The organism is Streptomyces sp. NPDC037273 (assembly GCF_055603625.1).
This window is the reverse complement of sequence record NZ_JBVJVO010000027.1, coordinates 15,158-27,559: the sequence shown is the minus strand read 5'-3', so window position 1 is coordinate 27,559 and position 12,402 is coordinate 15,158. Positions and strand designations below refer to the sequence as shown.

General features: G+C 74.1%; 9 protein-coding genes. 5 read left to right on the top strand and 4 right to left on the bottom strand.

Annotated features, from left to right (window positions below; translation table 11 throughout):
- Window position 1: 1 nt before the first annotated feature.
- Together ACZ7G1_RS37630 and ACZ7G1_RS37625 are read right to left on the bottom strand one after the other, a co-directional pair.
- Window positions 2-1,351 (bottom strand): ABC transporter substrate-binding protein, encoded by a 1,350-nt coding sequence (locus ACZ7G1_RS37630; protein WP_470876663.1) that lies wholly within the window; start codon window positions 1,349-1,351, stop codon window positions 2-4.
- 120 nt (window positions 1,352-1,471) lie between these two features.
- On the bottom strand, window positions 1,472-5,035 hold the full coding sequence (locus ACZ7G1_RS37625; protein WP_470876661.1) for an FHA domain-containing protein: 3,564 nt from the start codon (window positions 5,033-5,035) through the stop codon (window positions 1,472-1,474).
- Window positions 5,036-5,547: 512 nt separating this feature from the next.
- Here ACZ7G1_RS37625 and ACZ7G1_RS37620 point away from each other — a divergent pair.
- The 3 genes from ACZ7G1_RS37620 (at window position 5,548) to prfB (ending at window position 9,874) form a co-directional block, all read left to right on the top strand.
- Window positions 5,548-7,386 carry a serine/threonine-protein kinase gene (locus ACZ7G1_RS37620; protein WP_470876660.1) on the top strand — a complete coding sequence of 613 codons (1,839 nt, stop codon included), beginning with the start codon at window positions 5,548-5,550 and terminating at the stop codon, window positions 7,384-7,386.
- A 106-nt stretch (window positions 7,387-7,492) separates the two neighbouring features.
- Entirely contained in the window at window positions 7,493-8,734 is a 1,242-nt protein-coding gene (locus ACZ7G1_RS37615) for a serine/threonine-protein kinase (RefSeq protein WP_470876658.1), read from the top strand.
- Window positions 8,735-8,770: 36 nt separating this feature from the next.
- Window positions 8,771-9,874 (top strand): peptide chain release factor 2, encoded by a 1,104-nt coding sequence (prfB, locus tag ACZ7G1_RS37610; RefSeq protein ID WP_470876657.1) that lies wholly within the window; start codon window positions 8,771-8,773, stop codon window positions 9,872-9,874.
- A gap of 232 nt (window positions 9,875-10,106) precedes the next feature.
- Here the strand turns inward: prfB and ACZ7G1_RS37605 are convergent, their stop codons facing one another.
- Window positions 10,107-11,018: a hypothetical protein gene (locus ACZ7G1_RS37605; RefSeq protein ID WP_470876656.1), complete on the bottom strand. Its 912-nt coding sequence runs from the start codon at window positions 11,016-11,018 to the stop codon at window positions 10,107-10,109.
- On the opposite strand from ACZ7G1_RS37605, the gene ACZ7G1_RS37600 reads away from it, so the two are divergent.
- A complete protein-coding gene (locus ACZ7G1_RS37600; protein ID WP_470876654.1) occupies window positions 11,011-11,211 on the top strand; it encodes an LPXTG cell wall anchor domain-containing protein in 201 nt (66 codons plus the stop codon). The genes ACZ7G1_RS37605 and ACZ7G1_RS37600 overlap by 8 nt on opposite strands.
- An 84-nt stretch (window positions 11,212-11,295) precedes the next feature.
- Here ACZ7G1_RS37600 and ACZ7G1_RS37595 read toward each other — a convergent pair whose 3' ends face one another.
- Complete coding sequence (locus ACZ7G1_RS37595; RefSeq protein WP_470876653.1) at window positions 11,296-11,478, bottom strand: hypothetical protein; 183 nt, start codon at window positions 11,476-11,478, stop codon at window positions 11,296-11,298.
- A 234-nt stretch (window positions 11,479-11,712) separates the two neighbouring features.
- Here ACZ7G1_RS37595 and ftsE point away from each other — a divergent pair, with 234 nt between their 5' ends.
- Window positions 11,713-12,402: a cell division ATP-binding protein FtsE gene (gene ftsE, locus ACZ7G1_RS37590; protein WP_030692056.1), complete on the top strand. Its 690-nt coding sequence runs from the start codon at window positions 11,713-11,715 to the stop codon at window positions 12,400-12,402.

Here is a 12,402-nt window from a genome sequence, read left to right as displayed (position 1 = left end):
CTCAGCCCTTCGCGGCGGCCCGGTACGCCTTCGCCGCGTCGGCCTCCAGCCGCGCCTGCGCCCCGGCGACGTCCTTCGGGTTCTTCAGGAAGTCCTGGAGCGCCTTCCACTCGCCCTTGCCCGGCGTGCCGCCGAAGGACTGCGGCATCTGGTCCGACATGTCGAAGCGGAAGTCGTCACCGGCACCGATGAGCGCCTTCGCGATCTCGCGCTGCACGTCGTTCGGGTACGCGGCCGGGTCCAGGTTCTTGTTGGGGGAGAGGAAACCGCCCTCGGCCGCCCAGATCTTCGCCGCGTCCGGGGAGGCGAGGAAGGCCAGCAGCGCCTTCGCGCCCTTGGTGTCCTTCAGCGCCACGGCCGCGTCGCCGGCCGTCACCACCGGGGCCGTGCCCGAGCCGACCACCGGGAACGGGAAGACCTTCGCGTCCGTACCGATCTTCGCCTTCGTCTGGGCGATGTTGACCGCGGCGAAGTCGCCCTCGAAGACCATCGCGCCCTTGGGCTGGTCGCCGCCCGTGAAGGTCTGGGTGACCGAGACCGGGTACTCCGTCTGCAGCGCGCCGTTCGTCCCGCCCGCGAGCAGCGCCGGCTTGCCGAACAGCTCCGCGAGGGTGGTCAGGGCCGCCGCGACCGACGGGTCCGTCCACTTGATCGTGTGCTTCGCCAGCTGGTCGTACTTGGCCGGGCCCGCCTGGGAGAGGTAGACGTTCTCGAACCAGTCGGTGAGCGTCCAGCCGTCCGCGCCGCCGACCGAGACGGGGGTGACGCCGGAGGCCGAGATCGTCTCGGCGGTGGCGAGGAAGTCCTTCCAGGTCTTCGGCTCGGACGCGCCGGCGTTCTCGAAGACGGCGGTGTTGTACCAGACCAGGGACTTGTTGGCGGCCTTGAAGTACACCCCGTACTGGGTGCCGTCCACCGCGCCGAGCGCCTGCCAGCCGTGCGAGTAGTTCGCGGCGAGCGCGGCCTCCGCCTCGGGGCCGACCGGCTTGAGCCACTTCTGCGCGGCGGCCTGCTGGATCGCGCCCACCTGCGGGAGCATCGCCACATCGGGCGGTGAGCCGCCGGCGATCTTCGTGCCGAGGAAGTTCACGATCGGGTCCTGCGCCGGCACGAAGGTGACCGTCGCACCGGTGCGCTTCTCGAACTCCCTTAAGACCTTGGTGAAGTTCTCCTGCTCGGGGCCGGTCCAGACGGCGGTGACCTCGATCTTCTCGCCCTTGAGCGGCAGTTCGCCGCCGGCCGTCGGTCCTGGCTCCTTCTCGGACCCGCCTCCCGCGCAGGCCGCGAGGGCCAGCGCGGTGAGCGCCGTGAACGTCACCGCGGTCTTGCGTGGACGAAGAGTTGTACGCATCGCTGCCCCGTCTCCCGTGCGCTTCGCTGTCCCGTCCGACAGGTCTACGCCGGGCCACGGCGCCCCGCAATACCGCCTTGCGTGTCAAGCGGCCGATCGTTGTGCCCTCGTGACGTGCCGTCAGCTCTGCGTCGCGGGGCTCAGTGGCGCTATCGGAGTCGCCTCCACCGAGCGGGCCGCCCGGTCGAGCGCGCTCGCGAGCAGCGCCAGGTCCGTCGGCCCGTTGCCCAGCTCGCGGACCGGCCGCCGGGTCGGCGGGTCGCCCATCCGCTCCCACTCCAGCGGGACGACCGTCGGCCGGAGCGTCGCCGTCCGGGGGATCCGCCCGGTGACCCGGCCCGCCTGGAACGGGGTCACCCGGCCGTCCGGATGCCCGAGCCGGCCGCGCCCGGCCACCGGGACGTCCGGGCCCGCGACCACCGGCGGCGCGTCCAGCACGATCCGCAGCCGGGCCCCGTGGGCCAGCTCCGTGTCGGCCGTGCGGTCCGGCCGCGCCGAGGTCGCCACCAGGTGCACCCCCAGCCGCTCGCCGTTCCGCGCCACCGCCTCCAGGGCCCGCACCACGGACCCCGCCGCCGGCCGTCCCGGAGCACCGAGCGCCGGTGCCACCAGCGCGTCGAAGTCGTCCACCAGCACCACGAGCCGTGGCAGATACCCGCCACCCGCCGCCCTCGCCGCCGCCTGCTCCCCCGACGCAGGCCGCGGAATCCGCCCCTCGACCTGCTCGGCCCCCGGATACGGCGTACGCCCGCTCGCCCGGCCGTTGACGTCCTCCGCGCCGGGGTACGGGATGCGCCCGCTCGCCCGGCCGTTGACGTCCTCCGCGCCGGGGTACGGCGTACGCCCGCTCGTGCGGCCGTTGATGTCGTCCGCGCCCGGGTAGGGGGTGCGGCCGCTGGGGTGGGGGGTGAGGTCGTCGTCGGTGGTGCGGAGGGTGCGGCTGCTGGGGCGGCCGGAGAGGTCGCCCGCGCCGGTGCCGGGGAAGGCGACGCGGTCGTGGGGGCTGCCGGTGGTGCGGCCGCTGGGGAGGGAGCCGATCGAGCCGTCGCCGGTGCGGAGCGTACGGCCGCTCGGGCGGTCGGCGAGGTCGCCGGTGTCGGGGACGCGGACGGCCGCGCGGGCGCCCTGGGGCACCGACTCCGCGGCGCTGGGGGAGCGCTGGCCGATCAGCCGGTCGGCGGGGGACGCGGGGCGGCCGCCGCGGCGGTCGGCGAAGTGGGCGTCGCCCAGGAGCTCCGCGCGGCGCTTCAGCTCGGCGCCGAGCGCCTGCGCGAACTCCCGCATCCGCACCGGGTCCGAGGCGACCAGGTGCTCGGTGACGTGCGGCAGCTCCGTACAGACCGCGAGGCCCTCGCCGCGCTCGCCGCCCGCCCCGTCCACGAGGAGCAGGCCGAGCCGGTCGGGGCGGCCGCCGGCCGCGAGGGAGGCGGCGATCGAGCGGAGCAGCTCGGTGCGCCCGCTGCCCGCGGGGCCCTCGATCAGCAGGTGCGGGCCCTCCTGGGTGAGGTCCACCGCCAGCGGGCCGCGCGGCCCCGCGCCCAGGACGGCCGTCCCGTCGCCGGCGGAGGCCCAGCGGGCCATCAGGGAGGCGGGGGTGGCGCGGGCGAGGCCGAGCTCGTCGAGGAGGCGGGCCGAGGGGGGCAGCGCGGCCGCCCGGCCGTAGGGCGCCGCCGCCGTCTCCGTACGCAGGGGAGCGAGGGCGCGTCCGAAGCGCTCGGCCCAGGCGACGGACACCGCGTCGACGACGCCGACGGTGCCGTGACCCGCGACCCGGCCGCCGGAGGTGCGCAGCAGCCGCAGGGCCGTCGCCACGTCGCCGCTGAGCAGCGCGGCGGCTCCGCACTCGCGGAAGGCGAGGGAGGCGGCGCAGGCGGTCTCGTAGGTGGCGGCCACCGGCGAGTCCGGGGTGGCCGAGGGGGCCTCGGCGAGGCACAGGAGGTGGATGCCGGCCGCCGCGCCGACGCCCGCGAGGCGGGCCACCGTCTCGCGCAGCGCGGCCGAACCGGGGTCGCCGTCCACGATGACGACCGTCGTCGGTCCGTCGTGGCGGGCCGCGGTCTCGGCGACCAGGGTGCGGTCGGCGCTCGGCCAGCCGGGGCCGAGCGGGCCGTCGTCGAGCCGCCGGGTCAGCTCCGCCGTCCGTGCCTGGGCCTGCTCGCGGTCGTACGCCAGGAGCAGCCGGCAGTCCTGGCCGTGGGCCGGGCGGACGTGCGGGAGCCAGCCGAGCCAGCCCCAGGCCCGGCGCCGCTCGTCGAGGGAGCGGTTCCGGTCGGCGCTGATGAGCACGATCTCCAGGTCGGAGGGCGAGTGCAGGGCGGCGAGCTGGGCGACGACCGAGCGGGCGAGCCCGGCGAGACGGTCGGCGGGACCCGCGAGGCCGAGCGAGCCGGCCTCGCGCAGTCCGACGGTGACGGGCACCCCGGAGAGCTCGGCGCGGTCCGTCGTGCCGAGCCGCACCACCAGCGCCTCGGGGTGGCCGGCCTCCCGCTCCCAGAGCCGGGGCCCCGGGCCGAGGGCGGTGAGCAGCACGGTCGCCGGGTCGGGCCAGGTGTCGGCCACCGGCACGGGACCGGCGGCGCCTTCGCGGGTGCCGGTGGGGGTCCGGGTGCCGGGGTGCGTGTCGGGGACGGGGCCAGGGGCGGCCGCGGTGGCCGGGAGTTCCTCGCGCCCGCCGGTCAGGCGCCGGGCCCAGGCGCCGAGCCCGCGCTTGCCGCCCGCCCGGCCGGAGCCGGTCTGCCGGGTCCTGCTGTGGGCCTCGCCGCCGTCGCCGGGCGCGTCGGCGGGGTCTCCCGCGCGCGCGTGGCCGGGGTCGTCGGAGCCGTAGGGAGCGGGGTGGCGGTCGGCGGGGTCGGCGTACCGGTCGGGGTGTCCGTCGTAGCCGTGCGGGGCGTCGGCCGGGTCGGCGAAGGCGATACCGCGCGCGCCGCCGTGGGTCGTGTCGTGGGTGGTGGCGTCCGCGGGGCGGGGCGGGACCGTGCCGGAGCCGGTGGCCGGGAACGTGCGGTCGCCGGTGTCGGGGCCGTCGGGGCCCCGCGTCACCCGCAGGTGGCCCTCGCCGTCCGGTGCCGTCGCCCTCGTCTCCGTACCGCCGAGGGCATCGCCGGGGCCGGTGAGGCGGAGCGCGGACTCGCCGAGGCGCAGCAGGGCGCCGGGGCGGAGCCGGACGGGGCGGTCGCCGACGGGGACGCCGTCGAGGGTCGTGCCGTTGGTCGAGCCGAGGTCGCAGACGGTCACCCGGCCGCTCTCCCCGACGGTCACCGTGCAGTGCGCGCGGGAGACGTCGGGGTCGTCGAGCGGCACGTCGGCGTCGACGGAACGGCCGATCCTGATCGCCCCGCCGTGCAGCAGGTGCACCCCGCCCGCGTCCGGGCCGGCCACCACGTGCAGCCGGGCCGAGGCGGTCTCGCCGAGGCGGTCGTCGGGGCCGGGGAGCTGGAGGGAGAGGACGGCGCCGTCGACGAGCGGCGGCTCGCCGAGGACGCAGCGGCGGGTGTCGAGCCGCTCCGCGCCCGCGTAGAGCACGGTGGTGCCCGAGGCGGAGGTGTCGGGGCCGGTCACGGCGGCGGCCAGACCGGAGGCGACGGCGGCGAGCGCCGTCCCGGCGGGGGCCGTGACGAGCACGTCGCAGGCGCGCCCGGCGCCGTGGCCGGCGTACGGCGCGAGGACGGTCAGCCGGATCTGCATCGCCGTCAGCGGTCCCTTCTGCGCGAGATGCCGGCAGGGGAACCGCCCTGTGAGTCCCCCCACCCGGCACGGACGCGTCGTCCGGTACAGGTCGGCACGGCGCGGGGGCTCCCGACCCCGATGCGACGTGCTGGAGGCATCCTCGCACCTGCCGCCGACAACCCACCCCCGGGTCGGCCATAAGTGATCTTGAATGGTCGGCTCCGGACGCGAAATCGCCTGGTTGGGCATGCCTTCGGAGCATGCGTGGCAACCGTCGCCCCTCCTGGAGCGTCTTCTTCCGGACAAGTTCCGCACGGTACGGGAGCCTCCGCGGCCCCCGGCGAAGCGCGGGCGAGGCCGCGGACACGGCAGCGGGGACCCCGTCGGAATCCGCCTGTGGACGACCGGCCTGTGACCCGTTCGGCCGCACTAAAGTGGGTCGGACACCCGGACGGGTCACAACAGAGGACAGGGACCCCGGGGACACCACAGGACCACCCCAGGACCACGATCAGCAGGGAGCGCGTGACGTGCGGCCTATCGGCAGCAAGTACCTGCTCGAGGAGCCGCTCGGCCGCGGCGCCACGGGCACCGTCTGGCGAGCCCGCCAGCGTGAGGCGGCCGGAGCCGAGGCGGCCGTGCCCGGCCAGCCCGGCGAGACCGTGGCGATCAAGGTCCTCAAGGAGGAGCTGGCCAACGACGCGGACATCGTGATGCGCTTCCTGCGCGAGCGGTCCGTGCTGCTCCGGCTCACCCACCCCAACATCGTGCGCACCCGCGACCTGGTCGTCGAGGGCGATGTCCTCGCCCTCGTCATGGACCTCGTCGAGGGCCCCGACCTGCACCGCTACCTCCGGGAGAGCGGCCCGCTCACCCCGGTCGCCGCCTCGCTCCTGACGGCCCAGATCGCCGACGCGCTCGCCGCCAGTCACGCCGACGGCGTCGTCCACCGCGACCTCAAGCCGGCCAACGTCCTGCTCGCCGAGCAGGGCGGGCAGATGCACCCGATGCTCACCGACTTCGGCATCGCGCGCCTCGCCGACTCCCCGGGCCTCACCCGCACCCACGAATTCGTCGGCACGCCCGCGTACGTGGCGCCGGAGTCCGCCGAGGGCCGCCCGCAGACCTCCGCCGTCGACATCTACGGCGCCGGCATCCTGCTCTACGAGCTCGTCACCGGCCGCCCCCCGTTCGCGGGCGGCACCGCCCTCGAAGTCCTGCACCGGCACCTCAGCGAGGAGCCGCGCCGCCCCTCCACCGTGCCCGGCCCGCTGTGGACGGTCATAGAGCGCTGCCTCAGCAAGGACCCCGACCGCCGGCCGAGCGCCGAGAACCTGGCGCGCGGCCTGCGCGCGGTCGCCGCCGGCATCGGCGTGCACGCCAGCCCCGCCCAGATCGAGGCGGCGGAGGGCGTCGGTGCGCTCCTCGCCCCCGACCCGGCCCCCGCGCCGGTCCCGGAGACCCCGGCCGCCCAGAACCCGGGCGCCGCCGACCCCACCCAGGTGCTGCCCACCGGCGCCGGGATGCCGCCGCAGTATGACCCGGCCGGCGCGACCAGCGTGCTGCCGACCGGCGCCTCGGCCCCGCCGCAGTACGACCCCGCGGGCGCCACCAGCGTCCTGCCCGCGGGCGGCCCCGCGGGCGCCGCCGATCCGACGGCCGTCATGCCTCCCGTACCGCCGCAGCCGCCGCAGTCCGGGCAGGGCGCGCAGTCCGAGGACCCGCACCCCTGGCAGAACCAGATGCGCCAGGTCCGCGACCGCAACGAGCAGACCCAGGTGCAGTACCTGGACCCCAGCGAGGACCCCCTGCGCCGCCGCCCGCAGCGCCCGCAGCCGCAGCAGCCCCCGCAGGACCGCAGGCCCGGCCCGTACGGACAGCAGCCGCAGCAGGGATACGGACAGCAGCAGCCGCCGGGGGCACCTCCCGGGCCGCAGGGCCCCGGGGGACAGTACGGGCAGCAGCGCCCGGCCCCGCAGCGGCCGGCGCCCCAGCCGTACCCGCCGCAGCACCAGCAGCAGCCGCAGTACGCGCCGGCGCCCCAGCAGTACGCCGCACCGCCGCAGCAGCAGTACCAGCCCCCGCAGCCGCCCCCGCAGGCGCCGACCCCGCGCCCGCCGCGTCAGCGCGGCGCCAACCCGATGAGGATCCCCGGCCTCGGCTGCCTCAAGGGCTGCCTGGTCATGATCGTCCTCTTCGTCGTGGCCGGCTGGCTGGTCTGGGAGCTCACCCCGCTCCAGGGCTGGATCGCCGAGGGCAAGGGCTACTGGGAGGCCATCGGCGACGGCATCGGTTCCTTCACCGACTGGGTCTCCGACCTCGTCGACAGCGGGAGCGGCACGGGTACTACCGGCGGTACGGGACAGTAATACTGCCGATTTATCGACTTCCGAGGGGTGATTTCCCCTCGGAAGTGACGACCGGCGGCCGCGGACGCGTAGCTTTGGCATAACCGCAGCCGCTGAGGGAGCAGTCTTGGCACGGAACATCGGCAGCCGCTACACCACCCACCAGATCCTCGGGCGGGGCAGCGCCGGAACGGTGTGGCTCGGCGAGGGGCCCGAAGGGCCCGTCGCCGTCAAACTGCTGCGCGAGGACCTGGCCTCCGACCAGGAACTCGTCGGCCGCTTCGTCCAGGAGCGCACCGCGCTCCTCGGGCTCGACCACCCGCACGTGGTCAAGGTCCGCGACCTCGTCGTCGACGGCAACGACCTCGCCCTCGTCATGGACCTGGTCCGCGGCACCGACCTGCGCACCCGCCTCGACCGCGAGCGGCGCCTCGCGCCCGAGGCCGCCGTCGCCATCGTCAAGGACGTCGCCGAGGCCCTCGCCGTCGCCCACAAGGCCGGCGTCGTCCACCGGGACGTCAAGCCCGAGAACATCCTGCTCGACATGGAGGGCCCCCTCGGGCCCGGCGGCGCCCACCCCGCCCTCCTCACCGACTTCGGCATCGCCAAGCTGATCGACACCCCCGGCCGCACCAAGGCCACCCGCATCATCGGCACCCCCGACTACCTCGCCCCCGAGATCGTCGAGGGCCTCCCGCCGCGCGCCGCCGTCGACATCTACGCCCTCGCGACCGTCCTGTACGAGCTGCTCGCCGGCTTCACCCCGTTCGGCGGCGGCCACCCCGGCGCCGTGCTGCGCCGCCACGTCACCGAGACCGTCGTCCCGCTCCCGGGCATCCCCGAGGAGCTGTGGCAGCTCATCGTCCAGTGCCTCGCCAAGGCCCCCGCCTCCCGGCTGCGCGCCTCCGAGCTCGCCGCCCGCCTCGGGGACGTCCTGCCGCTGCTCAAGGGCATCCCGCCACTGGACGTGGACGAGCCCGACGCGGAACCGGCCCCGGAGCCGTACGAGGAGGAGGCGTACGCCACCGGCACCGGTGCCGCCGGCGAGCCCGGGCCGCGGCGGGCCGCCGTCCCGCTCGTCCCCGGCGCCTCCGCCGACTCCCACCGCGACACCCACACCTCCATGCGGGTGCCGGCCCCCGACGAGCTCTCCGGCGGCCCCCTCGGCACCGCCCGCGCCCCCCGCCCGGCGGGCGCCCCCCGCCCCGGCTCGGCCCGGCACAAGGCGGGCACCGTCCGGAAGAGACGCATCACGCTCGCCGTCGCCGCGGTCGTCGTCGCGGGCGCGCTCGGCGCCGGCGGCTACCTCGCGGCCTCCGGTGACGGGGACGCCCCGCCGCAGGACTCCAAGCAGTCCTCCCAGCCGTAGGTTCGGCTCCAGGCCCGGAGCCGTTACGCTGGACGCGTGGCAGTCGTCGATGTATCCGAAGAGCTGAAGTCCCTCTCCTCGACCATGGGGTCGATCGAGGCCGTCCTGGACCTCGAGAAGCTGAGGGCCGACATCGCCGTGCTCGAAGAGCAGGCCGCGGCCCCGTCCCTGTGGGACGACCCGGAGGCGGCGCAGAAGATCACGAGCAAGCTTTCGCACCTCCAGGCCGAGGTCCGCAAGGCCGAGACCCTGCGGGGCCGGATCGACGACCTCGCGGTGCTCTTCGAGCTCGCCGAGGAGATGGACGACCCGGACACCCTCGCCGAGGCCGAGACGGAGCTCACCTCCGTCCGCAAGGCCCTCGACGAGATGGAGGTCCGCACCCTCCTCTCCGGCGAGTACGACGAGCGCGAGGCGCTGGTCAACATCCGCGCCGAGGCCGGTGGCGTCGACGCCTCCGACTTCGCCGAGCGACTCCAGCGCATGTACCTGCGCTGGGCGGAGCGCCACGGCTACCCCACCGAGATCTACGAGACCTCGTACGCGGAAGAGGCCGGCATCAAGTCGACCACCTTCGTCGTGAAGTCGCCGTACGCCTACGGCACGCTCTCCGTCGAGCAGGGCACCCACCGTCTCGTCCGCATCTCGCCCTTCGACAACCAGGGCCGCCGCCAGACGTCCTTCGCGGGCGTCGAGGTCCTCCCGGTCGTCGAGTCCTCCGACCACGTCGAGATCGACGAGTCGGAGCTCCGCGTCGACGTCTACCGCGCCTCCGGCCCCGGCGGCCAGGGCGTCAACACGACCGACTCGGCCGTGCGCATCACGCACCTCCCGACCGGCATCGTCGTCTCCTGCCAGAACGAGCGCTCCCAGATCCAGAACAAGGCGAGCGCCATGAACGTCCTCCAGGCCAAGCTCCTCGAGCGCCAGCGCCAGGAGGAGCGCGCCAAGATGGACGCCCTCAAGGACAGCGGCAGCTCCTGGGGCAACCAGATGCGCTCCTACGTCCTCCACCCGTACCAGATGGTCAAGGACCTCCGGACGGAGTTCGAGGTCGGCAACCCGCAGGCGGTCCTCGACGGCGAGATCGACGGCTTCCTGGAGGCCGGCATCCGCTGGCGCAAGCAGCAGGAGAAGTAACCCCCCTCGTTCTACGCGTTCGGCCCCGCACTTTCCGGTGCGGGGCCGAACGCGTTTCATACGGAACCCCGCGTTCGCTGCCGCAAGCGCAACCGCACCTCCCGGGACGCTTTGTCGACAAGGGAACTGCTCACGCGAGCCCCGTAGTTCAGGGTTTACGTCACAGTTGCATCGCCGTATTGCGGTCATCTGATGATCTTTCGGGCATCGCACGCGCAACGACCTTGACGCTTCATCGGAAACTCGGAAGGGTGACGTACTGGCATGCGCTTTTCTGGGACGCGTGTGTACGGGGGCCGGTCGAGCAGTGACATCGCCCCTGTCGCGAGGGCCCGGAGCGCTGCCCCATGACGAGATGAGCTACTGGGGGTAGCAGCCAGATGACGAACAAGACGCGGATCCGCCTGGTGCGGGTCGCGGCCAGCGCCGTGATCATCGCCGGTGCGTCCCTGACGGCGGCCGGTGCCGCACAGGCCGTCGGCGGATTCGGGACGGAGCCGGCCAAGTCGCAGGACGTGGGCCTCGGCATCCAGTCCCAGCAGGACACCGAGGGCAACACGATCGTCGGTGACACCACGACGTCCACGACGTCGACGTCGTCCTCCTCGGGTGACCCGTCGTCCACGTCGTCGACCAGCGGTGACCCGTCGACCTCGACGACCACCACGTCGTCCTCTTCGGGCGACCCGTCGTCCACGTCGTCGACCAGCGGTGACCCGTCGTCCTCGACGACCACCACGTCGTCCACCTCGGGCGACCCGTCCTCGACGACCACGACGACGACCTCGGGCGACCCGTCGTCCTCGGCGTCCTCCACCTCGGGCGAGCCGTCGTCCTCCTCCTCGACGACCACGTCGTCGACCTCGGGCGAGCCGTCCTCCTCGTCGTCGACGACCACGTCGTCCTCGTCCTCGGGTGAGCCGTCGTCCTCGTCCTCGACCACGGGCAACCCGTCGTCGTCCTCCTCGTCGACGTCCTCCTCGTCGTCGTCCTCGACGTCGGGCCAGCCGTCCTCGGCGTCCTCGACCACGGGTGACCCGTCCTCGGCGTCCTCGACCTCGTCGAGCACCACGGGCGGCCCGTCCACCACGGGTGACCCCGGCACCTGCACCGTCGACCTCGACGGCGCGGAGTGCGTGGACACGGACAACAACAACCCGGACACGAACAACGAGGGCTCGCAGCCCGTGCAGCAGGGGCAGGCGAAGGAGGAGCTCGCCGAGACCGGTGCGGCCGAGACCTCGTTCCTGATCATCGGTGCGGCGACGATGATCGCCGGCGGCATCGGCTTCCGGATGCTGCCGCGTCTGGTCGGCGGCGGGCGTACCGCTGTCTGACGTACGCGCCTGAGGGCATGACGAAGGGCCGGGGAGATCACTCCCCGGCCCTTTCGCATGGGGCCGGCTCGTATGGCCCTGCGGTCAGATCGTCTGGACGGCCGCGAGCAGCGCGATCGCCGCGAGCAGGGCGATCGCCAGCGTCAGCAGCATCGCGGGGGACGGGCCCTGGGGGGTCAGTCGCTCCCGGTTCGCGCGGCAGACGGGGCAGCGGCCCTCGGCGACCGGGGCCGCGCAGTTGGCGCACACCAGTCGGTCGTAGGTCATGCGCTCTCCTCCTCCCGCACTGGGGTTCACAACAGGACAACGTCCGGTGGGACCCGGACGTTCCCCCTACCACTGTGCCAGCTCCGCGGCGTTTCGGCGCGCCCCACCGGATCGTCCCCCTTCGACCGGAAGGGCGAAAAGGATAAAGCACGCAAGCTGGGACCGCGACTGCGCGGGGCTTCCCCGTTCGCGTAAGGTCACGCACACCTACTCCCGGCCGACCGTGGTGCATCCGTGATCCGATTCGACAACGTCTCCAAGTCCTATCCGAAGCAGAGCCGCCCCGCCCTCCGGGATGTCTCCCTGGAGATCGAGAAGGGGGAGTTCGTCTTCCTCGTCGGTTCCTCCGGCTCCGGAAAGTCGACTTTCCTGCGACTGCTCCTGCGCGAGGAGCGCGCCAGCCAGGGCCAGGTGCACGTCCTCGGCAAGGACCTGGCCCGGCTCTCCAACTGGAAGGTGCCGCAGATGCGGCGCCAGCTGGGCACCGTCTTCCAGGACTTCCGCCTGCTGCCCAACAAGACCGTCGCCGAGAACGTGGCCTTCGCCCAGGAGGTCATCGGCAAGCCGCGCGGCGAGATCCGCAAGGCCGTGCCGCAGGTGCTCGACCTGGTCGGCCTCGGCGGCAAGGAGGACCGCATGCCGGGCGAGCTCTCGGGTGGTGAGCAGCAGCGCGTCGCCATCGCCCGCGCCTTCGTCAACCGCCCGATGCTGCTGATCGCCGACGAGCCCACCGGCAACCTCGACCCGCAGACCTCCGTCGGCATCATGAAGCTGCTCGACCGGATCAACAGGACAGGGACCACCGTCGTCATGGCGACCCACGACCAGAACATCGTCGACCAGATGCGCAAGCGCGTCATCGAGCTCGAAAAGGGCCGCCTCGTCCGCGACCAGGCGCGCGGCGTCTACGGATACCAGCACTGA